The 26,630-nt window shown below is 62.6% G+C and carries 23 protein-coding genes and 2 pseudogenes; 8 read left to right on the forward strand and 17 right to left on the reverse strand.

The annotated features are described in order from the left end of the window. Window positions 1-30: 30 nt before the first annotated feature. The 4 genes and pseudogenes from ATI14_RS32055 to ATI14_RS28510 form a co-directional block, all read right to left on the reverse strand. Entirely contained in the window at window positions 31-912 is an 882-nt protein-coding gene (locus ATI14_RS32055; RefSeq protein ID WP_425272481.1) for a methyl-accepting chemotaxis protein, read from the reverse strand. Then, a pseudogene (locus tag ATI14_RS32060) lies at window positions 892-1,998 on the reverse strand (HAMP domain-containing protein); the annotation flags it as partial. The pseudogene ATI14_RS32060 and the gene ATI14_RS32055, both read right to left, overlap by 21 nt. Before the next feature lie 114 nt (window positions 1,999-2,112). After that, the gene (locus ATI14_RS28505; protein WP_016974658.1) at window positions 2,113-3,525 is read right to left on the reverse strand and encodes an aminotransferase-like domain-containing protein; all 1,413 of its coding nucleotides are present in this window, start codon (window positions 3,523-3,525) and stop codon (window positions 2,113-2,115) included. A gap of 204 nt (window positions 3,526-3,729) precedes the next feature. Continuing rightward, window positions 3,730-4,491, reverse strand: coding sequence for an SDR family oxidoreductase (locus ATI14_RS28510; RefSeq protein ID WP_016974659.1), 762 nt, complete (start codon window positions 4,489-4,491; stop codon window positions 3,730-3,732). Between the two features lie 227 nt (window positions 4,492-4,718). On the opposite strand from ATI14_RS28510, the gene ATI14_RS28515 reads away from it, so the two are divergent. Next, the gene (locus ATI14_RS28515; RefSeq protein ID WP_016974660.1) at window positions 4,719-5,726 is read left to right on the forward strand and encodes an NADP-dependent oxidoreductase; all 1,008 of its coding nucleotides are present in this window, start codon (window positions 4,719-4,721) and stop codon (window positions 5,724-5,726) included. Window positions 5,727-5,837: 111 nt separating this feature from the next. On the opposite strand, the gene pyrF is transcribed toward ATI14_RS28515, so the two are convergent. Beyond that, complete coding sequence (gene pyrF, locus ATI14_RS28520) at window positions 5,838-6,536, reverse strand: orotidine-5'-phosphate decarboxylase (protein ID WP_010211681.1); 699 nt, start codon at window positions 6,534-6,536, stop codon at window positions 5,838-5,840. Between the two features lie 259 nt (window positions 6,537-6,795). Here pyrF and ATI14_RS28525 point away from each other — a divergent pair, with 259 nt between their 5' ends. Both ATI14_RS28525 and ATI14_RS28530 read left to right on the forward strand, forming a co-directional pair. Next, complete coding sequence (locus ATI14_RS28525; RefSeq protein ID WP_042918848.1) at window positions 6,796-7,560, forward strand: response regulator; 765 nt, start codon at window positions 6,796-6,798, stop codon at window positions 7,558-7,560. Beyond that, the gene (locus ATI14_RS28530; protein WP_016974662.1) at window positions 7,560-8,597 is read left to right on the forward strand and encodes a sensor histidine kinase; all 1,038 of its coding nucleotides are present in this window, start codon (window positions 7,560-7,562) and stop codon (window positions 8,595-8,597) included. The genes ATI14_RS28525 and ATI14_RS28530 overlap by 1 nt, the downstream gene beginning before the upstream one ends. A gap of 64 nt (window positions 8,598-8,661) precedes the next feature. On the opposite strand, the gene ATI14_RS28535 is transcribed toward ATI14_RS28530, so the two are convergent. The 9 genes from ATI14_RS28535 to ATI14_RS28575 all read right to left on the reverse strand — a co-directional run bounded on the left by ATI14_RS28535 (window position 8,662) and on the right by ATI14_RS28575 (window position 16,507). Further along, complete coding sequence (locus ATI14_RS28535) at window positions 8,662-9,723, reverse strand: AI-2E family transporter (protein WP_016974663.1); 1,062 nt, start codon at window positions 9,721-9,723, stop codon at window positions 8,662-8,664. Window positions 9,724-9,794: 71 nt separating this feature from the next. Continuing rightward, on the reverse strand, window positions 9,795-10,613 hold the full coding sequence (locus tag ATI14_RS28540) for a DUF4892 domain-containing protein (RefSeq protein WP_016974664.1): 819 nt from the start codon (window positions 10,611-10,613) through the stop codon (window positions 9,795-9,797). A 102-nt stretch (window positions 10,614-10,715) separates the two neighbouring features. Further along, window positions 10,716-11,570, reverse strand: a complete 855-nt coding sequence (locus ATI14_RS28545) for an alpha/beta hydrolase (protein WP_016974665.1) — start codon at window positions 11,568-11,570, stop codon at window positions 10,716-10,718. After that, window positions 11,567-12,370: an alpha/beta fold hydrolase gene (locus ATI14_RS28550; RefSeq protein ID WP_016974666.1), complete on the reverse strand. Its 804-nt coding sequence runs from the start codon at window positions 12,368-12,370 to the stop codon at window positions 11,567-11,569. The genes ATI14_RS28545 and ATI14_RS28550 overlap by 4 nt, the downstream gene beginning before the upstream one ends. 97 nt (window positions 12,371-12,467) lie before the next feature. Continuing rightward, the gene (locus ATI14_RS28555) at window positions 12,468-12,911 is read right to left on the reverse strand and encodes a hotdog fold thioesterase (RefSeq protein ID WP_016974667.1); all 444 of its coding nucleotides are present in this window, start codon (window positions 12,909-12,911) and stop codon (window positions 12,468-12,470) included. A gap of 30 nt (window positions 12,912-12,941) precedes the next feature. Beyond that, window positions 12,942-14,591, reverse strand: coding sequence for an AMP-binding protein (locus ATI14_RS28560; protein WP_080520176.1), 1,650 nt, complete (start codon window positions 14,589-14,591; stop codon window positions 12,942-12,944). A gap of 86 nt (window positions 14,592-14,677) precedes the next feature. Further along, window positions 14,678-15,127 carry a phosphohistidine phosphatase SixA gene (sixA, locus tag ATI14_RS28565; RefSeq protein WP_016974669.1) on the reverse strand — a complete coding sequence of 150 codons (450 nt, stop codon included), beginning with the start codon at window positions 15,125-15,127 and terminating at the stop codon, window positions 14,678-14,680. Then, the gene (locus ATI14_RS28570) at window positions 15,124-15,471 is read right to left on the reverse strand and encodes a DUF4389 domain-containing protein (protein WP_017255244.1); all 348 of its coding nucleotides are present in this window, start codon (window positions 15,469-15,471) and stop codon (window positions 15,124-15,126) included. Before ATI14_RS28570 ends, sixA begins: the two co-directional genes overlap by 4 nt. Window positions 15,472-15,481: 10 nt before the next feature. Further along, entirely contained in the window at window positions 15,482-16,507 is a 1,026-nt protein-coding gene (locus ATI14_RS28575) for an NAD(P)H-dependent glycerol-3-phosphate dehydrogenase (protein WP_016974670.1), read from the reverse strand. Between the two features lie 195 nt (window positions 16,508-16,702). On the opposite strand from ATI14_RS28575, the gene ATI14_RS28580 reads away from it, so the two are divergent. From ATI14_RS28580 to fabB, 5 genes are all read left to right on the forward strand, one after another. Beyond that, complete coding sequence (locus ATI14_RS28580; protein ID WP_335739931.1) at window positions 16,703-18,823, forward strand: TonB-dependent receptor plug domain-containing protein; 2,121 nt, start codon at window positions 16,703-16,705, stop codon at window positions 18,821-18,823. 1 nt (window position 18,824) lies between these two features. Continuing rightward, window positions 18,825-19,754 carry an ABC transporter substrate-binding protein gene (locus ATI14_RS28585; RefSeq protein WP_016974672.1) on the forward strand — a complete coding sequence of 310 codons (930 nt, stop codon included), beginning with the start codon at window positions 18,825-18,827 and terminating at the stop codon, window positions 19,752-19,754. Then, entirely contained in the window at window positions 19,751-21,652 is a 1,902-nt protein-coding gene (locus tag ATI14_RS28590) for an ATP-binding protein (RefSeq protein WP_080520174.1), read from the forward strand. The genes ATI14_RS28585 and ATI14_RS28590 overlap by 4 nt, the downstream gene beginning before the upstream one ends. Before the next feature lie 249 nt (window positions 21,653-21,901). Further along, window positions 21,902-22,417: a 3-hydroxyacyl-[acyl-carrier-protein] dehydratase FabA gene (gene fabA / locus ATI14_RS28595; RefSeq protein WP_003210552.1), complete on the forward strand. Its 516-nt coding sequence runs from the start codon at window positions 21,902-21,904 to the stop codon at window positions 22,415-22,417. 11 nt (window positions 22,418-22,428) lie between these two features. Then, window positions 22,429-23,649: a beta-ketoacyl-ACP synthase I gene (gene fabB / locus ATI14_RS28600; protein ID WP_016974674.1), complete on the forward strand. Its 1,221-nt coding sequence runs from the start codon at window positions 22,429-22,431 to the stop codon at window positions 23,647-23,649. Window positions 23,650-23,826: 177 nt separating this feature from the next. On the opposite strand, the gene ATI14_RS32065 is transcribed toward fabB, so the two are convergent. The 3 genes and pseudogenes from ATI14_RS32065 to ATI14_RS28610 all read right to left on the reverse strand — a co-directional run bounded on the left by ATI14_RS32065 (window position 23,827) and on the right by ATI14_RS28610 (window position 26,571). Continuing rightward, the gene (locus tag ATI14_RS32065) at window positions 23,827-24,690 is read right to left on the reverse strand and encodes a methyl-accepting chemotaxis protein (RefSeq protein WP_370589133.1); all 864 of its coding nucleotides are present in this window, start codon (window positions 24,688-24,690) and stop codon (window positions 23,827-23,829) included. Continuing rightward, window positions 24,682-25,452, reverse strand: a pseudogene (locus tag ATI14_RS32070) (MCP four helix bundle domain-containing protein); the annotation flags it as partial. The pseudogene ATI14_RS32070 and the gene ATI14_RS32065, both read right to left, overlap by 9 nt. A 96-nt stretch (window positions 25,453-25,548) precedes the next feature. Then, window positions 25,549-26,571, reverse strand: coding sequence for an amidohydrolase family protein (locus ATI14_RS28610; RefSeq protein ID WP_016974676.1), 1,023 nt, complete (start codon window positions 26,569-26,571; stop codon window positions 25,549-25,551). Between the last annotated feature and the right edge of the window lie 59 nt (window positions 26,572-26,630).

A 26,630-nucleotide genomic window follows, 5' to 3' on the forward strand; every position in this document is an offset into this window, starting at 1 on the left:
TCGCCTGTGAGCGCCGCCTTCAAGCGGCGATTACAGGCGAAAGTGCCTCACCATCCCCTTCAGTTCCGCCCCCAACTGCGCCAGTTGAATACTCGACGCGGCGTTACCCTGCATGCTCAACGCCGACTGATCGGCACTCGCCCGGATACTGGTGACACTGCGGTTGATCTCTTCGGCCACCGAGCTTTGCTCTTCGGCCGCGGCCGCGATTTGCTGGTTCATTTGCTGAATCAACGACACGGCCGCTGCGATGCTGCCCAACGCGCTTTCCGTTTCCAGCGCGTCGCTCACCGCCAGTTTCACCAGCTCGCCGCTTTGCTGGATCTGCTGGACAGAGGAATGCGCGGCATTGCGCAAAGTGCTGACCAGGCGCTCGATCTCTTCCGTGGATTGTTGCGTACGCTTGGCCAGCGCCCGCACCTCATCGGCCACCACCGCAAAGCCCCGGCCTTGCTCGCCCGCGCGGGCCGCCTCAATCGCCGCATTGAGCGCCAGCAAGTTGGTCTGTTCGGCCACACTTTTGATCACACTCAATACGGTGCCGATGTGCTGAATTTCCGCGCTGAGGCTTTCGATGCTCGCGCTTGCACTGGTGCTGGAGGCCGCCAGCAGCTCAATGCGCTGCAGGCTCTGACGCACCACCTGCTGGCCGCTGTCGACCTTGTCGTCGGCAGTCTGCGCGGCCTGCGCGGCCTCTTCGGCGTTGCGGGCCACGTCGTGAACGGTGGCGGTCATCTGATTCATGGCCGTGGCGACTTGTTCGGTTTCTTCTTTCTGGCTGCTGACTTCGACGTTGGTCTGCTCAGTCACCCCTGACAACGATTGCGCCGAGCTGGCCAATTGCTCGATGCCCGCCTGCAGCCCGCTGACCATATGGCTCAGGCCATTGCCCATCTGCTGCATGGCTTGCATCAACTGGCCGATTTCATCACGACGGTTGACCTCCATGCGCCCGCTCAGGTCGCCGGAAGCAATCTGTTGCGCCACGGCAATCACGCTGCGCAGGGGCGCAACGATCAGCCGGGTGATCACCCACGCCGCAATCAACCCCACCAGCAGCGCCAGGGCGGACGAGCCGATAATCAGCAGCGCGCTTTTCTTCAATTGCGCCTGCATCGAGTCGTCTTCGGCGGCATACGCCTGGTCGACCCGGCTGACCACCTCATCGGCGCGGTCATGCAACTGCTTGTAGACGACCTTTTCCTGCGCCAGCAGCCCGGTGTATTCGCCGAGCTTTTCGCTGAACGAGGCAATATGCCCGGCCACCTCATTGAGCACAGTCTGATAACCCGCATCCTTGACCGCGGTTTTCAATTGTTCGACCTGCGCGAGCGCCTGGTCGGCCTGTTCGATCTTGCCCTGTTCGGCGTTGTCCGCATCGGCCTTGCGGCTCTGATCCAGGCGCACCCGCGCTTCGTTCATGGCCTGCAACATCAGGCGCGACACCTGGCTGACCTGCCCGGCCTGCTCGATAAACTCGGCGCCGTCTTTACCCTGGCTTTCCTTGAGGCCATAACCGCCGTCGTCGGCCAGACCCGCCTGCAGCACGTCAAGGTTATTGGCCACGCTGGACACAGACCAACTGGCCATTTCCAGCGCGAGGTCTTTGGTTTGAGTCAACTCGACAAACTCGTCGAACGCCTTGCGGTACGCCGCCAGCGCGTGTTCAACGTCAGTCATCACCGGCACGTTGGCGGCAGACTGAGCCTTGAGCGTAGCCGCCAGCGCCGCGAGGGCATCCACGCTTTCATGCAGGGCATCGACGGACTTGGGGTCGGCGTGCAGCGCGTAATCCTGCTCGATCAAGCGCACCTTGAGCAGGCCGCTGTTGAGCGAGGACATCGCCTTGAGGCCCTCGAACCGCTGGCCAACGGTTTGCAGGGACCACACGCCAATGGCCGCCACCAACGCCGTGAGCAGCAGCACCAGAAGGAAGCCCAAGCCCAGTTTTTTCGCCATACCAAGGTTGGCAAAACGTCGTTGCACGGCCGAAATCATTGCGCGGTCATCCTCTTGCAGTGGCGAATGCCAGCGAGCCCGGTTTTCATGCAGCGAGATTCGCAACCGCGCGCCACCGACACAAGAGATTGGCGCCACAATAATGGCAAAAAGCTACATGCTCGTCGTTTTCAGAATGGTAGAGGTCGATCTGGCAGGCCCCATGGCGCGAAACAACGCCAGCGCCCGCTGATCATCAGCATAGGCCACATTGATGCGCAACCAGTCACTGTGCTCGCCTCTCGGGCTGAACAGCCCGCCGGGTGATAACAGCACACTCAGCCTGCGCGCGCAGGCCTGCAAGCGGAAGCCATCGCCCACGCCTGGCCGCGCCCATACGAACATGCCTCCGGCGGGCACGGCGAACACGTCCCACTCCTCGTCCTCCAACACCTGCAACGTGGCGGCCATTTGTGTATGCAAGCGCTTGCGCAGGCGTTGCACCCACTTGCGGTAAGTGCCATTGGCCAGCAGCGTGGCCACCACCGCTTCGGCAAACCGTGAAGTACCGATGCCGGTCAGCGTTTTGAGGCTGGCCAATTGCGCAATGATCGAAGCACTCGCGCAGAGGTAACCCACTCGTAAGGCGCTGCTGAGGGTTTTGGAGAAACTGGACACGTAGATCACCCGGCCCTCATGGGGCAGCGCCGCCAGCCGCGTGCAATTGGCCTGCTGCAGGTCGCCGTAGACGTCCTCCTCAATGATCAGGAAATCTTCGCTGCCCGCCAGTTGCAACAGCCGCTCGGCCACCGACTGGCAAAGGCTGCTGCCGGTGGGGTTGTGATACACGCTGGTGATAAACAGGCACTTGGGACGATGCTGTTGCAGCAGGGTTTCCAGCACCTGGATATCCGGACCGGTGGGCGTGCGCGGCACCTCAAGCAGGGCGACGCCGTGACGCTCCAGTTGACGATAGAGGTTGGCATACCCCGGCGTTTCAACCACCACCGTATCGCCGGCCTTGAGCAAGGTGCGTATCAGCAGGTCCTGCGCGTGGCTGGCGCCATGAGTGGTGAGGATGCGGTCAAGGCTGGCCGTCACGTCAATTCGTGCCAGCCGCTTGAGCAGTTGCTCGCGCAAGGCCGGCAAGCCGAGTGGCGTGCTGTAGCTGAAAAGCGCGGCGGTGTCGGTGCGGCTGATTTCGCGGATCGCGTAGCAGATGTCATCACTCTCGCGCCAGGCGTCCGGCAACCAGCCACACCCGAGCTTCAACTCGCCCAGCGGGCTGTCGAGGTACGCGCCCCACCCAAGCTCTGCGCCCTCGTACCACTGGCTTTCCTGAAAGACCGGAGGCTGGGCCACCACAAAACCCGCGCCATGCTTGGACTCGAGCACGCCCTGGGCCACCATTCGCTCGAACGCCTCGACCACGCTGGACTGGCTCAGCAGGTTGTCGAGGGCCAATTGCCGGATGGACGGCAGGCGCGTGCCGGGCCCGGCCCCGCTGTTGCGGATCCACTGCGCCACTGCGCTGACGATTTGCTGCACCACCGGTACAAGGGCTTGTCGATCGATCCCTAAATCCATGAGCCACTCACTTCAACTGTCTGTTATTCAACCGCAAACAGTTAATCACAGAAGCACGATTCAGCCGCCCGCCAAGATTTATTAAAGTATTGATTTTATTAACTTATTTACCTGCTGATACACATTCTGACGAGGCCTTGTGCCAGCCCTGGAAACGCCCCACAGCGCACCCCACCCTTTTCGAATGGGGCACGGCACGCGTTCCTAGATAGCCGTTGCACCACCGTCCACCGCCAGCGCCTGGCCCGTAGTAAACGCAGCGCCGTCGCTGCACAGATACAACACGGCACTGGCGATTTCCTCGACCTTACCGATACGCCCGACCGGGTGCATGGCCGCCGCAAACTCGGCTTTGCGCGGGTCGGCTTCATAGGCGCGGCGGAACATGTCGGTGTCGATGACCGCAGGGCACACGGCGTTGACGCGGATTTTTTTCTTGGCGTATTCAATCGCCGCCGATTTGGTCAAGCCGATCACCGCATGCTTGGAGGCGGCATAAATGCTCATTTTCGGCGCCGCTCCCAATCCGGCTACCGACGCGGTGTTGACGATCGCCCCGCCGCCCTGAGCCAGCAACAGCGGCAATTGGTGCTTCATGCACAGCCACACGCCCTTGACGTTGACCCCCATGATCGCGTCGAACTCGTCCAGGCTGCCGTCGGCCAGCTTGCCCTTCTCGATCTCGATACCGGCATTGTTGAAGGCATAGTCAAGGCGGCCATAGGCGGCGACGGTCTGCGCCATCAATTGCTGCACATCGGCTTCCAGCGTGACGTTGCAGCGCACGAACAGCGCCTCGCCCCCGGCTTGCCGGATAAGCGCGACGGTGCCCTCGCCGCCCGCCACATCCAGGTCGGCAACCACTACTTTCAAGCCTTCAGCGGCGAACGCCAGCGCGGTGGCGCGGCCAATACCGGCGGCGGCGCCGGTCACCAGGGCGACCTGGCCGGAAAACGTCATGCTCATGGGGATGTCCTATGCAAGAAATAACCGTGGCTCGAGTCTAGCCAACGGCAGGCAGGCCGGGGCAGCACTATCAGAAGGCCGGTTGGTGTTGCATGAATGGCAGTGATAAAGCGCCTGGGCCAACTATCAACCCCACCTATCAACGAGCATTCGCACTCTGGCACAACCTTGCCTGCATGCCCGTGAGGGTCTATCACTCAAGGCTCACTTCCAACAGAGCCTCTGCCATGACCTCCCAGACCAACCGCCAATTCCTGCTCGCCAAACGTCCGGTCGGCGCGGCCACGCGGGAGACCTTCACCTATCAGGAGGTGCCGGTGGGCACGCCCGGCGACGGCCAGGTGCTGGTGCACAACGAATACCTGTCCCTCGACCCGGCCATGCGCGGCTGGATGAACGAAGGCAAATCCTACATTCCGCCAGTCGGCCTTGGCGAAGTGATGCGCGCGCTGGGCGTGGGCAAAGTGATCGCTTCCAACAACCCGAAATTTGCCGTTGGGGACTACGTCAATGGCGCCCTGGGCGTGCAGGATTACTTCCTCGGTGAGCCGCGCGGTTTCTACAAGGTCGATCCGAAACTGGCGCCGCTGCCGCGCTACCTTTCCGCACTGGGTATGACCGGCATGACCGCCTACTTCGCCCTGCTCGATACCGGCGCGCCAAAGGCTGGCGAGACCGTGGTGATTTCCGGCGCAGCCGGCGCGGTGGGCAGCATTGCCGGGCAGATCGCCAAAATCAAAGGCTGCCGGGTGGTCGGCATTGCCGGCGGCGCCGACAAGTGCAAATTCCTGGTGGATGAGCTGGGTTTCGACGCCGCCATCGACTACAAAAGCGAAGACGTGCCCGCCGCCCTCAAGCGCGAATGCCCCAAAGGCGTGGATGTGTATTTCGATAACGTCGGCGGGGACATTCTCGACGCCGTGCTCAGCCGCCTGGCGCTGAAGGCGCGGGTGGTGATTTGCGGCGCAATCAGCCAGTACAACAACAAGGAAGCGGTGAAAGGCCCGGCCAACTACTTGTCGTTGCTGGTCAATCGCGCCCGTATGGAAGGTTTTGTGGTGATGGACCACGCAGCGAACTTCGCTGCCGCCGGGCAGGAAATGGCCGGCTGGATGGCGCAAGGCAAGCTCAAGAGCAAGGAAGATATCGTGGAGGGGTTGGAGACGTTCCCGGAGACGCTGATGAAGCTGTTCAACGGCGAGAACTTCGGGAAGTTGGTGCTGAAGGTCAGCTGACCGGATTCATGCACACATCAATGTGGGAGCTGGCTTGCCTGCGATAGCTTCAACTCGGTATTACAGAAAGACCGAGTTGCCTGCATCGCAGGCAAGCCAGCTCCCACATTTTCAGGCGATTTCGGCAACCACTGCCGCCAAGGCCTTGGCCGGATCGGCCGCCTGGCTGATCGGGCGACCAATCACCAGGTAATCGGAACCTGCATCCAGTGCCTGACGCGGGGTCAGAATGCGGCGTTGGTCATCCTGGGCACTGCCGGCCGGGCGAATCCCCGGGGTCACCAGTTGCAGCGACGGGTGCGCCGTCTTCAGGGCCTGGGCTTCCAGTGCGGAGCACACCAGGCCATCCAGGCCAGCTTTCTGGGCCAGTGCAGCCAGGCGCAGCACTTGTTCCTGAGGCTCGATATCCAGGCCGATGCCGGCCAGGTCTTCGCGTTCCATGCTGGTCAGCACGGTCACGCCGATCAGCAGCGGTTTGGGGCCGCTGCGTTGTTCCAGCACTTCACGGCAGGCGCTCATCATGCGCAGGCCGCCGGAGCAGTGCACATTGACCATCCACACACCCATCTCGGCCGCCGCCTTGACCGCCATGGCGGTGGTGTTGGGGATGTCGTGGAATTTCAGGTCGAGGAATACTTCAAAGCCCTTGTCACGCAGGGTGCCGACGATTTCCGCGGCGCAGCTGGTGAACAATTCCTTGCCGACCTTGACCCGGCAAAGCTTGGGGTCCAACTGGTCAGCCAGCTTCAGTGCGGCGTCACGAGTGGGGTAATCCAGGGCGACGATGATAGGAGTCTGGCAGACGGACATTGGAATGGGCTCTCAGGCAAGTCGAAATCGGCGCGGATTGTAGCGCAAGCAGCGGCCTTGCGGGATCCGATGATCGGTAAATACTCACAGACCGCCCTGTGGCGGCCATTTCGGCCCATTGTATCCAGAGCGATACATTCACGACATGCCCTCAACACGCCCCGCCGCTAGCCTCGCGCACATGACCGACCGTCCAGCACTTCCAGCCATGGGGCTGGGCGCCTATGCTGACAGCAACAACCAGGCAGATGATCGCACTATGCATACTTCTTCAGTCTCCGTGAACGACGAGCAAAAAGGCGCGGTGATCGCCGATGAAAAGCGCTGGAACACCCGCGCGCTGATCGTCGATGACGACGTGCCGATCCGCGAACTGCTGATCGATTACCTGGCGCGTTTCAATATCCTGGCCGTGGGCGTCACCGACGGCGCCGCGATGCGTGCCGCCATGCAGGCGGAAACTTTTGACGTGGTGGTGCTCGACCTGATGCTGCCGGGCGAAGACGGCCTGTCGTTGTGCCGCTGGCTGCGCGGCGAATCGGACATCCCGATCCTGATGCTCACCGCCCGCTGCGAACCCACCGACCGCATCATCGGCCTGGAACTGGGCGCCGACGACTACATGTCCAAGCCCTTCGAGCCGCGCGAGCTGGTGGCCCGCATCCAGACCATCCTGCGCCGGGTGCGCGATGACCGCACCGAGCAGCGCGCCAACATCCGCTTCGACAACTGGCGCCTCAACAGCGTGCTGCGCCAATTGGTCGCCGATGACGGCCTGGTGGTGCCATTGTCCAACGCCGAATTCCGCTTGCTGTGGGTGTTTATCGAACGTCCGCGCCGCGTGCTGAGCCGTGAGCAATTGCTCGATGCCGCCCGTGGCCGCTCCATTGAGGCCTTTGATCGCAGCATTGACTTGCTGGTCTCGCGGCTGCGCCAGAAGCTGGGCGATGACCCGAAAGCCCCGCAGTTGATCAAAACCGTACGTGGCGAGGGCTACCTGTTCGACGCCCGGGATATCGGCTGATGCGCAACGCGTTCAATACGCTGTTCGGCAGGCTGTTCGGCGTATTGCTGGTCGCCATTGTGCTGGCCCACGTACTGGCGATCTTCTGGTTTCACCACTACGGGCCGACACCACCGCCACCGGGCAAAATGTTCGTGCAGCAAGCCGACGGCAGCTTCACCCCGCTGCACAAAAAACACCCGCGCCCCTGGTTTGGCGGGCCGGTAGTGCCCCTGACCTTTCAATTTATTTCGCTGATCATTGCGGCCTGGTACGGCGCCAAGTTGCTCAGCCGGCCGATTCAGCGCCTCAGCGCCGCCGCCGAGCGCTTGAGCGTCGACCTCGACAGCCCGCCCCTCAATGAGTCCGGGCCTCGCGAGGCACGCCAGGCAGCGTCCACTTTCAATCTGATGCAAAAGCGCATCCGTGAACAGGTCAGCCAGCGTGCACGCATGCTTGGCGCGGTTTCCCATGACCTGCGCACCCCGCTGTCACGCCTTAAGTTGCGCCTGGAACAGATTGAGGACACCAGGCTGCAAGGCCAGATGCGCCAGGACCTCGACGACATGATCGGCATGCTCGACGCCACCCTGAGCTACCTGCACGAGCAGCGCACCAGCGAAACCCGGCACTGGCTCGACGTGCAGGCGCTGGTGGAATCGTTGAGCGAAAACGCCCAGGACCAGGGCTCCGACGTGCAGTTCTCCGGCACCTGCGCGCCTTTACAGGTGCAGCCGATGGCGCTGCGCTCGTGCCTTAACAACCTGATCGACAATGCCCTGCGTTATGCCGGTACGGCGCGCGTGGAACTGGCCGACAGCCGGGGCGCCCTGGTGATTCGCGTGATCGACCATGGCCCGGGAATCGCAGCGGATAAACGCGAGGCAGTGTTCGAACCGTTTTTCCGCCTGGAAGGCTCGCGCAACCGCAACTCCGGCGGCGTCGGCCTGGGCATGACGATTTCCAAAGAGGCGGTAGAACGCCTCGGCGGCCACCTCAGTCTGGAAGACACCCCGGGCGGCGGGTTGACCGCCGTGATGTGGTTGCCGAGGACCTAATGGGCTGGCACGGCCCCATGTGGGAGCAGGCAAGCCAGCTCCCACAATGATCGCCATCGATCAGCTAGATCGGTTTGTCTTCGCGGCGCGCTTGCGCCTGGGTAGCGCTCCAGTCCGTCAGCAGGCTGTAGGCCACCGCCAGCAAGGTCGGGCCGATAAACAGGCCGATAAAGCCGAAGGCGATCAAGCCGCCGAACACGCCCAGCAGCACGATCACCAGCGGCAGGTTGCCGCCCCGGCTGATCAGGTACGGTTTGAGCACGTTGTCCACGCCGCTGATGATGAACGTCCCCCAGATACCCAGGAATACCGCGTAGGTGTAATCGCCCTTCCACGCCAGCCACGCCGTGGCCGGGATCCACACCAGCGGCGGGCCCATCGGGATCAGGCTGAGCAGGAAGGTGACGATGCCCAACACCAGCGCGCCCGGCACGCCCGCGATCAGGAAGCCGATCAGCGCCAGCAAGGCCTGGGCGGCGGCGGTGCCGATCACGCCGTTGACCACCCGTTGCACGGTGCCGGCCACCAGTTCGATGTAGTAACCGGCGCGATCGCCGATCAGGCGTTCGAGCAGGCGGTGCACAAAGGTCGCCAGGCGCGGGCCGTCACGGTAGAAGAAAAACACGAACACCAGGCTCAGGGTCAGTTCGAGAATGCCGCCGCCGATTTGCGCACTGCGCGCCAGCAGCCAGTTCCCCACCTGCCCCAGGTACGGCTTGATGCTGACCATCAGCGCCGCGCCCTGTTGGTCGATGCTGTCCCAGGTTGCCACCAGCCGCTCGCCGACGAACGGGATCGAACCCAGCCAGGTCGGCGCGGCCGGCAAGCCGTCCACCTGAATATCCTTGATCAGGCCCACGGCATCACGCACGTGGTCGGCCAGGTTGAAACCCAGCCACACCAGCGGCACCGCCACCAGCAACATCCAGCCCAACGTCAGGATGCCCGCCGCCAGGGATTCCCGGCCGCCGAGCCAGCGGGTGAGCAAACGCATCAGCGGCCAGCTGGCAAACGCCAGCACCGCGCCCCAGAACAGCGCCGACCAGAACGGCGCCATCACCCAGAAGCTGGCACCGAACAGCACCAGCAGCAGGATTTGCACCAGCAGGCGATCGTTATTGAGCATCGGGTATCTCGAAAAAAGGCTGTAGGAAGAGAGCTTAGGCGAACGGCGCGGGTCCGTTCGCCCAGTGACGCCTAGCGTATCAGATGCAGGTGCAGGCCTTTGGCGGTATCGGTGCCGGTTTCCAGGCGCGCAGCGCGTACGCCACTGTCGATCAGGCCCTGACGCCAGGCTTCGGCGGTGGTGCCGGTCAGGCTGACGCGTAAGGTGGCGTCAAGGTTGAGCCCGCGGGAAATCAGGGTCAGCCAGGTGGCGTCGGGTTCACGGTTGAGTGCTGGGAAGTCCAGCTCTCCAGTGCTTTTCAATTCACGCAGCAAGGTCGCCGACGTCGGCAGCAACTCGCCCAGTGGTGCGCCGGCATCCAGTTGCTCCACATGCAGGTACGCGCGACGGTTGCCTCGGGTGATGCCGTACAACGCCACCAGAGTGTTGTCCTGCGGTGCAGCCAGGCGCAACAACAGGTATTCCTGCTGGCCGTCGGCACCGACCAGCTTGGCGTTGCCGAACACTTCATTGGCCCACAGGCTGCTCTCGCCGCAATCGCGGGCCTGGCACCAGAACAACAGCTGCGCGCCCTTGGCCTGCAAGGCTTCGCGGGTCGCGGTAAAGGCCGCGCTGGAAGTGTGCTCGGGCGGCAGTTCGTAGGTAATGGCTGTGGCCTGGCCGCGGGCTGTGGCCTGGCCTTCATAGCGTAGTTGACCGCTGATCTTGCGGATCGCGCCCATGGGGTAGATGCGTTCTTTTTCTTCAGCGGGCCGGTAATCGACAATCTGCGCGTCGACCTGGCGGGAAACGGCCGGCAAATCCTGGCTGCCCGGCACGTCGGCGGCGAACACCAACGGGCTGAAACAGCACAGCCCGAGGGCACGTATACAGCCTTTACGCAGGCTCATCGGATGGATGAGCCCTGGCCATTGGAGGTCGCAGCAGTTTCAAGATGGTTCATGGTTGACTCCCTTTCAATCCGCCCAGCCTCGGCAGTTGACCCCGCCAAGTCAAGGCGTGGAGAAGAACCGATTGAAACAGTCTGCAACAAGAGCGGCACCGGGCTCGTCATTCAGGTGTAAATGATGGCCGCCGGGCAGCGTGGTCACCGTAAAGGGTAGCTGAGAAAGCAATTCGGAATGTTTCGCCAGCATGCCGTCAGCCGCAACCACCAATTGCGCAGGGCACCCCACGCGCTTCACGAAAGCCATCGCCTGTTCGTCGGTCAGACGCATCGGCGAGGCCAGGGTCAGGCGGCTGTCCGAGCGCCAGGTGTAACCGCCCGGCACCGGCATCAAACCGCGCTGGGCCAGCAGTTCGGCGGCTTCGCGGCTCACGGCCACCACGCCTTTCATGCGTGCTTCGACCGCGCGATCCAGGGTGGTGTAGACCGGTTTGCTCTTGTCGCGCAGGTTCAATTGCGCCTGCAACGCCATGCCCAAACGCTCGGCGGCATTCTCGCCGCTGGCGGTCGGCGGGATCACGCCATCGATCAAACCGAGGTGCGTGACCCGCTCCGGCAAGGCCCCCGCCAGCACCAGAGAAACGATCGCGCCGAGGGAATGGCCAAGTAATGCAAAACGTTTCCAACCCAGCTGTTCGGCGACTTGCAACACATCGTGCACGTAATCCCACAACGCATAACCGGCACCTACAGGACGATGCGCAGAATGCCCGTGCCCGGCCATGTCCAGGGCGACAATGCGCAACCCTTCAAGCTTGGGCGCCAGCCGCGCGAAGCTGTTGGCATTGTCCAGCCAGCCATGCAGGGCGATCACCGGCAAACCGTCCTCCGGCCCAAACAGGTGGGCTGCCAGCTCGATGTGCGGCAGGCTCAGGCGCACTTCCTCGACCGGCGTACTCATGCGCAACTGCGCTCGCGGGCTTCCCAGCGGGAAAACAGGTTTTTGATCAAGGTCGCGGTGTCCTGCGGGCGCTCAAGGGGAAACATGTGGCCGCCGGGCATGGTGAGCATTTCACCCATGGGCAGGCGGTCGACGCCGCTGGCGTGGTGACGCATCACCACCCGGCTCTGGCGACCGCGCACCACTGCCAGCGGCACTTTCAACTGGCGCACCTGGCCCGGGCTGGTGTGAGGCACGCCCCGGTAGATGCTGATTTCGGTGGCCGGATCAAAACGCAGGCGCAAGCGGTCGCCCACTTGATGCAGGCCGTGTTGCAAGTAAGCATCAAAACATTCCGGGTCGAACCCGCGAAACAGGGTTTTGCCGGCGAAATAACTGCGCGCGCTGGCCAGGTCGGTGAATTCTTCACGACGTCCCAAAGTACGCCCGGCTGGCGTAAGGCGGTCGATAAAACCGAAGCGTTTGGCCGCACGGATCACCCAGCGGTCGGCGCGGGTCAGCACCGGCGAGTCCAGCATCACCACACCGCGGTACAACTGCGGGCAACGCATGGCCGCGTGCAAATGCAACACGCCACCGAGGGAATGGCCCACGCCCCACACCGGTTCGGGCTGTTGCTCCAGGTGGTGGATCAACTCGTCCACCAGGTTCTGCCAGTTATCGTCCACCGGAAACCTGGGGTCGTGACCGTGCTGCGGCAGGTGAGCCACTGCGTATTCCGGGGCCAGGGCGGCAAACAACTTGCCGTAGGTGGCCGAAGGGAAGCCATTGGCGTGGGCAAAAAACACGTGCTGCGACATACCGGATCCATCAACAAAAACAGAAGCTGATTGTCACCAGCCCCGGGCAGCTCAGCAATGACTGTAACTGCCAGGAATGATGACACTCACGCCATGCCTATCGCGCCGGCGGCGTTTCACCCAGCGGCACCACGGCCATGGTCAGACGCGACACGCAGCTGGCCTTGCCGTCATCGCTGGTCAGGCGAATGTCCCACACCTGCGTGGTGCGCCCGATATGAATCGCCCGCGCCACCGCCGTCACCCGTCCGCTGCGTACGCCGCGCAGGTGGTTGGCGTTGACCTCAAGGCCCACACAATAGAACTTGCTGGCATCGATGCACAGATAGGCCGCCATGGACCCCACGCTCTCGGCCAGCACCACCGACGCGCCGCCGTGCAGCAGGCCGTAGGGCTGATGGGTGCGATGGTCAACCACCATGCTGGCGGTGAGGGATTCGTCGTCAAAGCTTTCGAAGCGGATATCCAGCAATTCACCGATGGTGTTTTTCTGGATCGCGTTGAGTTGCTCGATATTCGGTTGGGTGCGCCACAGGCTCATGCAATTGTCCTTATTGGTTTTATTACGGCCCTAATCCTGCCACAGAATGGATTCATTGCGCGCGCTCCAGGCTTGAAACTGTGCGCCGTAGGTCGACTCGATGACGTTGCGCTTGATCTTCAATGTCGGCGTCAGGAAGCCGTTGTCCACCGCCCAGCTGTCTTTGACCACCACCAACTGACGCAAACGTTCATGTTTATCCAGCCCGCCGTTGACCTGCTCCAGCCAGCGTTCAAGGCTGGCGCCCAGCGCGTCACGGTCCTGTTCACCCGCCGACAGCACGCACAGCGCCATGGGTGCGGTGAGGCCATCACCCACCACGCACACCTGTTCGATGCGCGCATGCTCGGCCAGGCGATTCTCGATCGGCGCCGGGGCGACGTATTTGCCCTTGCTGGTTTTGAAAATTTCCTTGAGGCGCCCGGTCAGGCGCAAACGGCCATCAGCGGCCTGCTCGCCCTTGTCGCCCGTGCGCAAAAAGCCGTCTTCGGTCAGGGCCTCGGCGGTTTTCTGCGGGTCCTTGAAGTAGCCCAGCATGGTCGCGCCGCTGCGCACCTGCACTTCGCCACTCGCCGCTATACGCACTTCAACGCCAGGGCACGGCAAGCCGATCCAGCCAAGGGTTTGCTGGCCCGGGCGCGACACGTGGGAATATCCGCAGGCTTCGGTCATGCCATACACCTCCAGCACGTCCAGGCCCAGGCGCTGATACCAGCACAGCAGGGCTTCCGGCACCGGCGCCGCGCCCGACAGTGCAATGCGCAGCTCATCCAGCCCCAAACCCGCGAGAACTTTACGGCCCACGCGCTTGCCGATAAACGGCAGGCGCAGCAGCATCTCCAGGCGCTGTTGCGGGATTTTGGCGTAAACGCCCATCTGGAACCGGGTCCAGATTCGCGGCACGCCAAACAGCGCCGTGGGTCGTGCGCGGCGCAAGTCGGCAAGAAAGGTGTCGAGGCTGTCGGCAAAAAACACGGTTTGCCCGGTGTAGATCGAGGCCAGCTCCACAAACATTCGCTCTGCCACATGGCACAGCGGCAGGTAGGACAGCAACCGGTCGCCCTCCCCCAACCCGAACAGCTCGGTACCGCGCGTGGCGGCAAACCCCAGGGCGCCAAAGGTTTGCATCACGCCTTTGGGCAAGCCCGTAGTGCCGGAGGTGTAGACGATGGTGGCCAGGCTCGCGGCCTCTGGCGCAGGGTTGTCCTGAATCGGCGAGCAGGTTTGCAGGTCGGCCCAGCTGAAATCGAACGGCCCGGCCGGGCACAGCGGCAGGCTGATGGTCGGCAGCCCGCTGGGGATACCCGGCGCCATCGCCGGCCAGTCGTCCAGCTTGCCGATCAGCACCAGCGCGGCCTCGGAATGGGTCAGCACATGGCTCACGGAGTCGGCCGTCAGGTTCGGGTACAGCGGCACCGAGACATACCCGGCCATCCAGATCGCGAGGTCGGCGATGATCCAGTGCGCGCAGTTTTTGGAGATCAGTGCAATGTGCGAGCCCTGGGGCAACTCCCGGGCGCGCAGCCAGTGTGCGGCGCGGCGGGCCTGCTGGCCGACGTCTTCCCAGGTGAGGGTCTGCACTTCGCTGCCACCCAGGGGCTGTACCAGAAAGGGTTTGCGCGGGTGCCGCGCTTCACGTTCGAAGAAGACCTGCAACGGCAAACGAAAAGCGACAGACATGGGACGCGCTCCTTTGTGATCCGATGATAGCCAACCAAGCACTTGCTTGGTTGACTATATAGCACACAAAAAAGCGCCGATGCGTCCTACGGATTCTTCACACTGACCAGGCTCATCAGCCCCGCCAGCGGAAAGTCCCCTTCCAGTTCCGCCAGGCTGGCGGTGTGCATCGGCTGCGGCTGGCGCTGATGGCCATGCTGCAAAAAGCTGATCAGGCTGCCGACCAAAGGCTGGTGGCTGACCAGCAGCACGTTGTCGTCGGTGTCGAGCTTTTCCAGCACCTGCAACGGGTTGCCTTCCGGCGTCAGCCACGGCACCGTGCGGATTTGCGGCTCGAAGCCCAGCGCGTCGCGCACCAGGTGTGCGGTTTGCTGCGCCCGCACATACGGGCTGGCGATGATGGCGGCGATGGGCTGCCCGATCAGATGCGCCGCGCTGCGCAACACTTCGCCGCGACCATGCTCGGTCAGGTTGCGTTCGGCATCGGTGCGCGCATGCGCTTCGGCTTCACCGTGGCGCAAAATCCATAGCTTCACAGCTTCGGCTCCTCATCGCGCACCGGGTGCGGCGCCGGCGGCACGCTGTGGGCGGCTTCGCCGTCGGGTGCGCGCGGCGCCGGCCAATCGGCGAACGGCCAGGGTTTTTGCTCGGTATGGAAGCTGCCGAAACGGCCGATCTGGGCAAGAAACTGGCTGAGGCTGTCGCCGAAATTCATCAGCCCCAGGTTCGGTGCGCTGTAGATCAGGCGGTAAATCAATTGCACCACCACCAGCGCGCCGAGCAGGAACTGCGCCACTTGCCACACCAGGGCAAACACCAGCATCCACAGAATGCGCAGCAGGATGGACTCGTATTGGGGGGCTGCTTTCGGATCGTTCATGACGCGTTCCTCAGTTGAAACCACTGGTGGAAATAAAGTCGACATCGGTTTTCGGCTCGGCGCGCATCAGCAGCTCGATCACCTGATTCAAGGTGCGCCCTTCAAACAGGATCGCGTGCAGCCCGGCCACCAGCGGCATGTACACGCCCACTTCCTGAGCCTTGGCCTTCAGCACTTTAAGCGTATTGACGCCTTCGGCCACTTCGCCCAGGCGCGTGACGGCGTCGTCCAGGGTCAAGCCCTGCCCGAGGGCGAAACCGACCTGATAATTGCGGCTTTTGGGCGAGGAGCAGGTGACGATCAAGTCGCCCACACCGGCCAACCCGAGGAAGGTCATCGGGTTGGCGCCCTGGTTCACCGCAAAACGGGTCATCTCGGCCAGCGCGCGGGTGATCAGCATGCTCTTGGTGTTTTCGCCCATGCCCAGCGCCACGGCCATGCCGGCAATGATCGCGTAGACGTTTTTCAGCGCGCCGCCCAGCTCCACACCGAAGCGGTCGCCACTGGCATACACGCGAAATGTGCGGCCATGCAGCACGGCCTGGACACGTTCGCAGAGTTCCTCGTCTTCGCTGGCGACCACGGTGGCGGTCAGCGCGTGCTCGGCCACTTCGCGCGCCAGGTTCGGCCCGGACAGCACGCCGATGCGCGCTTGCGGGGCGATTTCCTCGAGGATTTCGCTCATCAGCTTGAAGGTCTGCGCTTCGATGCCCTTGGTCAGGCTGACCAGCAGCTTGCCCGCCAGGCGCTCGGCGTGGGGTGCCAGCACCGAACGCAAGGCGCTGGACGGCAGCGCGACGAAGCACAGGTCGCAGGCATTGAGTGTTTCCAGCAAGTCGGTCACCGGCTCGACCGCCGGGTGAATTTTGATGCCTTTGAGGTAACGCGGGTTTTCCCGGTGGACGCGAATGGCCTCGGCCTGCTCGGGATCACGCATCCACTGGCGCACCGCGTGGCCATTCTCGGCCAGCAGGTTTGCCACGGCGGTACCAAAACTTCCGCCTCCCAGGACCGCAATTGGGCGCTGTTCAGTCATATGCAATCCGTTAATCCATACCAGTGGCGATGGCGGCATTATACGGGCCGACCCGCTTGCGGCCAGCCCCCGTGTCAATTCACACGTTTGTCGGAAAATGCCACGTTTGTGTGACGCAATCGCAAGTCCGGCGACTGGCAAATGGCCGCGCCTCGGTTAACATGGGCGGCTATCCGCAATTATCAAGGCCGTGCCGTGTATTTGGGCCCTCCTCCCCGTTCATCCCTTTGGCTGATGCTGTTGTGCAGTGCACCAGCCCTGTCCGACGACCTGTTTCTCGACAGCCAGCCGCTGCCGCAAGTGCTGACCGCTACGCGCCTGAAGCAATCGGCCGCCGCCGTGCCCGGCAGCATGACGGTGATCGACAGCGAATTGATCAAGGCCAGCGGCGCGCGGGATATCGCCGAGCTGCTGCGGCTGGTGCCGGGAATGATGGTCGGCTACACCACGGGCAACCAGGCGGCGGTGAACTACCATGGCACCAGCGCCAGCGATGCGCGGCGCATGCAGGTGTTGATCGACGGACGCTCGGTGTACCGCGCGGGCCTGGCGACCGTGGACTGGAGCGACATTCCGGTGGCCATGGAGGATATCGAGCGCATCGAAGTATTCCGCGGCCCCAACACCGTCAGCTATGGCGCCAATGCGTTGATGGCGGTGGTCAACATCCTCACGCGCTCGCCGGCCAACAGCCAGGGCTCGCGGGTGAAAGTCATCCGTGGTGCACGCGGGATCAACGACTTCTATGCCAGCCAGGGGGTGGGCTGGGAGACCGGCGACTTGCGCCTGTCTTTATCCGGCCAGCAGGACGATGGCTTCGACAGCGATGCCGTCGGCGCCGACCGCCGGGACAGCCGGCGCCTCAGCCGTTTCAGCCTGGCGGTCAGCCAGACCCTGAACGCGCAGCAAAGCCTGGACTGGCAACTGGATGCCAAGGAAGGCAGCAATCAGCGGCCTTATACTTACGTGCCGGTGTTCGCCGGGATTACCGAAGGCGGTACCAATTCCGACGTCACCGCCAAGGATTACGCCGGCTCGGTACGCTGGAACTACGAATTCAACCCGGAGCACAGCCTGTATATCCAGGGTTCGGCCCAGCAATGGGACCGCCAGCAAGTCTGGAAGGCTTGCGACGCCAAGGTGTCGTTCAGTCCGGAGCTGACCCAGCTGTGGCAGATCAACCCCAACTATGCCGAGCAGTTGGCCCGCCACATGGACACCTATAGCCAGGGCACCGCCCCGCCTGGCACCGCTGCCGAGCAAACGCTGGGCAACCAGGTGCTGGATCAGTGGCGTAACGGCGCCAACCAGAGCGTGTGCGGCGATATCGACCAGAGCACCCGCGAAAGCCGCTACGACATCGAGATTCAGGACACCCTCAGCCTGTCCGACAGCCTGCGCCTGGTCAGCGGCATGAACTATCGCTACGACCGCGCCGACTCCGACACCTACTTCAATGGCACCCTGGACGACACCACTTGGCGCCTGTTCGGCCACCTGGAATGGCGCGCCAGCGAGCATTGGTTGCTGCAGGGTGGCGCCATGTACGAAGACACCCACCTGAGCGGCAACTCGCTGACGCCGCGGGTCGCGGTCAACTATTTGATCAACCCGCGCCACGGCCTGCGCGCGGTGTATTCCGAGGCAATCCGCTCGCCGGACATGTTCGAGAACAACGTCAACTGGAGCTACCGCGTCACCAACCTCAGCTCGCCGGCCTACGGGCAGAACGCCGGGCAATATTTTGTGGTAACGCGCGGGCCCGGCAACCTCGATAAAGAGTTGATGCGTTCGCGCGAGCTGGGCTACAACGGCTTCTTTGCCGACCTCGGGCTGAATGTCGACGTGAAACTGTTCTACGACGAAATCACCGACATGATCAGCTCGCCGCTGCGCAATAACCAATACATTGCCAGCAACGCCAACAGCGCACGGTTTACCGGGGCAGAGTCGCAGTTCGACTGGCGCATGAGCAATGCCGACCGGCTGCGGCTGACCTATGCTTACGTCGACGCTTCCGCCAGCAACCCCAAGGACAAGGCACAAACCGCGCGCAACAGCGGCTCCGCCGGCTGGTTGCGTGAATGGGGCCAGGGCTGGTCCAGCGCGCTGTTCTACTATGGCGACGACGCACTCAATCAGTATCGCTTCGAACGGGTCGACCTGCGGGTGGCCAAGCGCATTGCCCTGGGCAAAGCCAACGTGGAGCTGGCCGGCATGTTGCAACAACGCCTCGATAACCAGCCCACCACCTGGGCCGACAACAATTACGACAGCCGTCATGTCCTCTATTTCAGCGCGGAGCTGGAATTCTGACATGGGCGATCAGTCACGGATGACCCTCCTCTCTATTGCCCGCCTCTGGCGACGCGGCCTGCTGCTCGTGTGCCTGCTGCTGACGGCGCCGGCGTGGAGCGCCGACATCCTGCTGACCGCCGCCGAAGACGGCGCCGGGGTGCAGGCCTTCACCCAGGCTCTGGCCCTGCAACGCCCCGAAGATCACGTTACCTTCACCGCGCTCAAGGACTTGCCCGCACCGAGCGAGCTTGCGGCGAGTACCCGCCTGATCCTGCTGGACCTGCCCGGCCTCGACTGGCGCCTGCAGGATACCCAGGGCCCGCCAACCCTGGTGCTGCGGATCAGCCGCCTGCAGGCCCGCCAGCGCCTGGGCAATGCGCACCCGGCAAAGATCAGTTTGTTGTGGAGTGACCCGCCGCTGGAGCGCCAACTGAACCTGATCGCCGGCATCCTGCCCCAGGCCCGACGAATCGGCGTGCTTTACGGCACCGACAGTGAATTTCTGCTGCGCGAATTGACTCAGTATGCCGCGCCGCTGGGCCTGGAGATCGTGCCGCAGCTCTGGGACAACATTAATGACAGTCGCCCGTTGCAGAACCTGTTCAAGAACAGTGACGTGCTGCTCGGCCTCGACGACCCGCAGTTGTACAACCCGAAAACCGTGAAGAACCTGCTGCTCAGCAGCTACGCCCAGCAATTGCCGCTGGTGGGGCCCAATGCCGGGTTCGTCAAGGCCGGCGCCCTGGCCAGCACCTACAGCGACCAGGCGGACTGGCTCGATGTACTCGACCGCCTGCTGGACCATTCGCCGGCCTCCTGGCCGCGCACCCTGTACCCGGAACACTTCAAAGTCGTGGGCAACCCGCAAGTCGCGCGCTCACTGGGAATCGAACAGGTGGACGAAGCCGCCGTCGCCGCCCGATTGGCTGAAGGAGAAAAACGCCCATGACCTTGCGTCGTCGTTGGGACATCAACACCCGCACCCAGCTCATCACCCTGGGCCCGGCGCTGTTGCTGACGTTGCTGTTGATCAGCTTCTTTACCTTCGTGCGTATCCAGGATTTGCGTCAGGAACTGGACCACACCGGCCAGTTGATCGCCAACCAGCTCGCGCCCGCCACCGAATACGGGGTGATTTCCGGCAACAACGACGTACTCGACAGCCTGTTGCGCGCCACCCTGGCCACGCCCCATGTGCGCTTTCTGGAGATTCAGGACAGCTCGGAGAACATTCTGGTGTATGTGGAGCAACCGTCGGAGAAGCACGACCGCTCGCTGTCGGTGAAAGTGTTTCAGGCGCCGATCCGGCTGCAGCATATCCAGTTGGGCACCGACTTCTTCCAGGACAACCTCAACGAACCCAAGGCACCGCGCGCGGACTATCTGGGCCGGGTGATCGTCGGCATGTCCAACGATGCCTTCAGCCAGCGCCAGCAGGAAATCCTGTTCAAGGCCGGCATCCTCGCCTTGTTCGCGCTGCTGTTTACCTTCCTGCTGGCACGGCGCCTGGCGGCCAGCCTGTCGCAGCCGATCAGCGCCATGGGCCATGCGGTGAAGGCCATCCAGCAAGGCGACTACAAGACGCCGCTGCCGATTGTGGATGACTCGGAGCTGGGCGACCTGTCGCGGCATATCAACAACCTCGCCGAAGGCCTGCACCAGGCCAGTCGCGAGCAACAACAGGCCATGGCGCAGTTGATCCAGACCCGCGAGGAAGCCGAGCGGGCCAACAATGCCAAGTCGGACTTCCTGGCGATGATGAGCCACGAGTTGCGCACGCCCATGAACGGTGTGCTGGGCATGCTGCAGTTGCTGGAAACCACCGAGATGACCGAGGAGCAGACCGAGTATGCGGCGCTGGCGTCGGAGTCCACCGAACATCTGCTCAAGGTGATCAACGACATCCTCGACTTCTCGCGCATCGAGCGCGCCGCGCTGGAGCTGGAACACATTTCGTTTAACCTGGCGGACCTGATCAGCAGTTGCGCCCAGGCCTTCCAGCACAGCGCCCAGCAGCGCGGGCTGGCGCTGGAACTGCCGATTCCGCCGGGAATGGATGCGTTGCGCGTGCAGGGCGACCCGACGCGCATCCGCCAGATTCTGGTCAACCTGATCGGCAACGCGCTCAAATTCACCGAGCACGGCACCGTCACCGTCGAGCCCCATTGGCAGACCCTCGACCATGAACTGGTATGGTTCACGTGCACGGTGCGCGACAGTGGCATCGGAATTTCAGCCGAGCGCCTGGAGCTGATGTTCGACGCGTTCCAGCAGGCGGACAGTTCCATTTCAAGACGTTACGGCGGCACCGGCCTGGGCCTGCCCATCGCCCGCACGCTGGCCGAACGCATGGGCGGCACGCTGCGCGCCCAGAGTGAAGAAGGCCGGGGCTCGGTGTTTACCCTGGAAATTCCGCTGGCCATCGACCAGCAAAGCCTGCCGGCGATTGCCCTGGATGCCGAAGGCAAAAGTGGCGCCGGCGAGGGTCGTCATGTGTTGCTGGTAGAGGACAACCCGGTCAACCGTACCGTGGTCGAAGCCATGCTGCGCAGCCTGGGGTTTGAAGTGAGCCTGGCGAACGACGGTGCCGAAGCAATCCGTAGCGCCGAGAGCCTGATTTTCACCGCCATTTTGATGGACTGTCGTCTGCCGCTGATCGATGGCTATGAAGCCACGCGGCAAATCCGCCAGTTGCCCGGCTGCGCCGATCTGCCGATCATCGCACTCACCGCCAACGCCTTGCAGGGCGACCGCGAAGCGTGCCTGGCAGCCGGAATGAACGATTACCTGGCCAAGCCGTTCAAACGTACGGATTTGCAGCAAATCCTGCATCGCTGGGTGCAATAGCGCCGCGCCATCAACCAACTGCGACTGGCGTGAAAGACGAAAGTGCGGCAGTCTTAGGCACCCGAACGGGCCTATAAACAGGCTCGGTTTAAAATTTCAGTGAACAAGTGTACATTCAGTGCCTTGACGCTGTGACTTTCACTACAACGCAATAGTCTATGTGTAGGCTGCTGACCTGAGGCATGAACGCTTCAGTCGGTTCGGGAAGATTTACCCAACCCTGCCGCATGGGATTATTGAGGAGCTCGCATGACCAAACAAAACGCCTTTACTCGGGAAGACCTGCTGCGCTGCAGTCGCGGTGAGCTGTTCGGCCCAGGTAACGCGCAACTGCCCGCCCCGAACATGCTGATGGTGGATCGCATCACCCATATCAGCGAAGAGGGTGGCAAGTACGGCAAAGGTGAATTGGTCGCCGAGCTGGATATCACCCCGGACCTGTGGTTCTTCGCCTGCCATTTCGAAGGCGACCCCGTGATGCCGGGCTGCCTGGGCCTCGACGCCATGTGGCAACTGGTCGGGTTCTACCTGGGCTGGCAAGGCCTGCCGGGCCGCGGCCGCGCCCTGGGTTCGGGTGAAGTGAAGTTCTTTGGCCAGGTCCTGCCGACCGCCAAGAAAGTCACCTACAACATTCAAATCAAGCGCGTCCTCAAGGGCAAGCTGAACCTGGCGATCGCCGACGGTTCGGTGACTGTCGACGGTCGCGAGATCTATACTGCCGAAGGCCTTCGCGTCGGCGTATTCACTTCCACTGACAACTTTTAAGGGTTATCCGCATGCGCCGCGTCGTTATCACTGGTCTGGGCATTGTTTCTTGCCTGGGCAATGACAAAGAGACCGTCACCGCTAACCTGCGTGCAAGTCGCCCTGGCATCCGCTTCAACCCGGAATATGCCGAAATGGGTCTGCGTAGCCAGGTTTCCGGCTCCATCGACCTGCCTCTCGAAGAACTGATCGATCGCAAGATCTATCGCTTCGTCGGCCACGCTGCCGCCTACGCCTACCTGGCCATGAAAGACGCCATCGCCGACTCCGGCCTGAGCGACGACCAGGTATCGAACGTACGCACCGGCCTGATCGCCGGCTCCGGCGGCGCATCGACCCTGAACCAGATGGAAGCGCTGGACATCCTGCGCGAAAAAGGCGTGAAGCGCGTTGGCCCGTACCGTGTAACGCGGACCATGGGCAGCACCGTTTCGGCCTGCCTGGCCACACCGTTCCAGATCAAGGGCGTGAACTACTCGATCTCCTCGGCCTGCGCCACCAGTGCTCACTGCATCGGTACTGCGGTTGAGCAGATCCAGCTGGGCAAGCAGGACATCGTGTTCGCCGGCGGCGGTGAAGAAGAGCACTGGAGCCAGTCGTTCCTGTTCGACGCCATGGGCGCGCTGTCCACCCAGTACAACGAAACCCCGGAAAAGGCCTCCCGCGCCTACGACGCCAAGCGTGACGGTTTCGTCATCGCCGGCGGTGGCGGCATGGTCGTGGTCGAGGAGCTGGAACACGCTCTGGCCCGTGGTGCCAAGATCTACGCGGAAATCGTCGGCTACGGCGCCACTTCCGACGGCTACGACATGGTTGCCCCGAGCGGCGAAGGCGCCATCCGTTGCATGCAGATGGCCATGTCCACCGTGGATACCCCAATCGACTACCTGAACACCCACGGCACTTCGACTCCGGTCGGCGACGCCAAGGAAATGGAAGGCGTGCGTGCGGTATTCGGTGACAAGGCGCCGGCCATCAGCTCCACCAAGAGCCTGTCGGGTCACTCCCTGGGCGCCGCCGGCGTTCATGAAGCGATCTATTGCCTGCTGATGATGGAAGGCAACTTCATGGCCGGCTCGGCCAACATCGACGAGATTGATCCGGTGGTGGCAGATATGCCGATCCTGACCAAGACCGTCGAGAACGCCAAGATCGACACCGTGATGAGCAACAGCTTCGGCTTCGGTGGCACCAACGCCACCCTGGTGCTGAAACGCTGGCAGGGTCAGTAAGACCTGTAGGTTGATCACCTGAAAAAGCCCCGACCGGTTCGGGGCTTTTTTGTGGGCAGTTGGAAGGCCGAGTCGCCTTCATCGCAGGCAAGCCAGCTCCCACACAGTTTGACCGAGTAGATACGGTTACCTGTGGGAGCTGGCTTGCCTGCGATCGGGCCACCCGAGCCTATCGCCCTACACCGAAAACCGCGCCACCATGGTGTTCAAATCCACCGCCAACCGCGACAACTCCTGGCTCGCCGCACTCGTCTGATTCGCCCCTGTCGATGTCTGATGCGCCAGATCGCGGATATTCATCAAATTGCGATCCACCTCCCGCGCCACCGCCGCCTGCTGCTCCGATGCGCTGGCAATCACCAGGTTGCGCTCATTGATCAACGTAAACGCTGACGCAATCTCCTCCAGCGCCGCGCCCGCCGACTTGGCGATATCCAGAGTGGAGCGCGCACGGCTGTTGCTCAGTTGCATCGAACTCACGGCCTGATCCGTGCCCTGCTGAATCCCGCTGATCATCACCTCGATTTCCTGGGTCGACTGCTGCGTACGATGGGCCAGCGCCCGCACCTCATCCGCCACCACCGCAAATCCGCGCCCGGCGTCCCCGGCCCGCGCGGCCTCAATGGCCGCGTTCAGCGCCAACAGGTTGGTTTGCTCGGCGATCGAGCGAATCACGTCCAGCACCTTGCTGATGCCGTACACCTTGTGTGCCAAGTCCTCGACCTGGGCTGCATTGGCCGTGACATCGGTAGCCAGCGCTTCAATCGACTCCACGGTCTGGTGCACCTGCTCACGCCCCTGCTGGGCAATCCGGTCAGACTCCCGCGAGGCCTGGGACGTGGCCACCGCATTGCTCGCCACCTCTTCGACCGCCGCCGTCATCTGATTGACCGCCGTGGCAGCCTGTTCGATTTCCTGATTCTGCTGGTGCAGCCCGCGTGTGGCGTCTTCGGTGACGCAACTGAGCTCTTCGGAAGCCGAGGCCAGTTGGTTTGACGACTCGGCAATGCGCCGAATGGTGTCACGCAGGTTCTCCTGCATGCCCTTAAGCGCCTGCTGCAAACGCGCCGGCTCATCATTGCCGGCTACGCTGATCTCGCCCGTCAGATCGCCGCTGGCCACGCCCTGGGCGACTTTCAGCGACTGCGCCAGCGGCAGCACAATGCTGCGGGTCAGCCACAATGCCAGCCCGAGGGTGATCAGCGCCGTGAGCACGATCATGCCCACCACCCAGATGCGGGATTGACTGAACACGCTTTGCGCCAGGTTCGCCGCATGGTTGGCATTGGTTTTATTCAACTCGACCAGATCATGCAGGGTGCCGGCCATTTCGTCGGCGAGTTGATTCATCTCGCCATTGACCACCCTTACCGCCTCTTCCAGCTGATTGGCTTTGGAAAATCCCATGACCTGTTCCTGACGTTGCAGGTATTGCTGCTCCTGGGCCTTGAAACGGTCAAACAGCGCGCGCTCTTCGGGGAGCACGATCAGCGCCTCGTAGAGGGTTTGCGCCTTGTGCAGGCCACTTTTGAGGTCGGTAAGTTTTTGCTCGTTCTGCGCCAGCGCCTGCGGGTCACGGTTGACCAGCAGGCGCAAGGTCAACGCGCGGACCCGCAGCAGGTCCTGGCTCATTTCCCCCACCGCCATCACGCTGGGCAGCCAATTGTTTTCCACCTGGTCGGATTGCTGGCGCATATTGGCCATCTGCAACAGAGCGAAGCCGCCCAGGGCGAACACCATCAACGCCAGCACGCCAAAGCCCAGACCGGCGCGCGGGGCGATATTCAGACTGCGGATACTCATGCCCGGATTCCTTTCATGTGCGCTGCATCCACCTGCAGCAGGTCTCAAGAAAGGTATCGGCGCTTCAGCGGTTTTGCGTAAGACGAAAAGGCGATATCAATGTGCCTGCTCATCGCGAGCGGATTTCGGCAGAATCGCCAGAAAGTTATCCCGCGCGACCTTGTGAGAGACGTCCTCGGGCAGCGCATCGAGGAAGGGGTCGAAGCGGCGCAGTTCCTTCCCCAATTTGTTGAAACGCCCTACCACGTCCGAGCCCAGCATGAAGCGGTCCGGGAAGCGCTCCACCAGTTTCAGCCACTCGGCGCGGGGTTGGCCCGCGTCATCCAGCAAATACGGCGTGAGCATGCTCCAGGACAGGTCAATGTAGAGGTTGGGGTAAGCCCCGAGCATTCTGCTCAAGGTCGGCAGCAAAAAGTCCATTTGCACCTGATGGCGATGGATCTCCTTGCTGGTACCGGCGTGCGCCCAAATAAAACGCGTGTGCGGGTGGTTGCGCAGCGGCTCTTCCACTTCTGCCAGGTACAGCGGGTTGCGCTCGCGTTTGGAGGTGATATTGGAGTGCAGCATCACCGGCAGGTCATTTTCCGCCGCCAGGTGATAGATGCGCGTCATCGCCTCGTTGTTGGCGCGCGGCGTGTCGCCCGCGGTCAGGGCGGTCAGGTCGTCATGGCGGGTAAACACCTCGCCGATGCCCTGCCAGAGGCCCGGGTTGAGGTCGATCATGCGCTGGATATGAGCGGCGGAGTTCTTGTCGTTGGGGTTGAAGCCCGACAAAAACGGATGAAAGTGCCGGCGCTGCTCGGGTGCGAGCTTGTTGACTGCCGCCGCAACGATCACATCCGTGGCGCTGTACCAATAGGCATCGGCGTCATCACCGGCGTAATAGCGCGGGCGTTTGGGTTCGTCTTCGTGCCATTTCTTCGCCACGGGAATGCCGGAAATCATCACATGCTCAATGCGTGCGTCGGCCATGGCCTGAAGCAATTTGTCCATGCCCGCCGTTTCCTGGAAGAAGTCGACGTAATGCAGGTGCGCATCGCTGTAGACGTAGTCACGGGCCTGCACACCAACACTGGCGACGGCAAACAACAGGGCAAGACTCAGACGGTTCAAAGGCACGGTACAACCTCGGCGATGGCTGGTATCGGTAGACCCTTTGCCGCCTGCCGCGGTTCAGC

The sequence above is a fragment of the Pseudomonas tolaasii NCPPB 2192 genome (assembly GCF_002813445.1).
In the GTDB taxonomy this organism is placed as follows: domain Bacteria; phylum Pseudomonadota; class Gammaproteobacteria; order Pseudomonadales; family Pseudomonadaceae; genus Aquipseudomonas; species Aquipseudomonas tolaasii.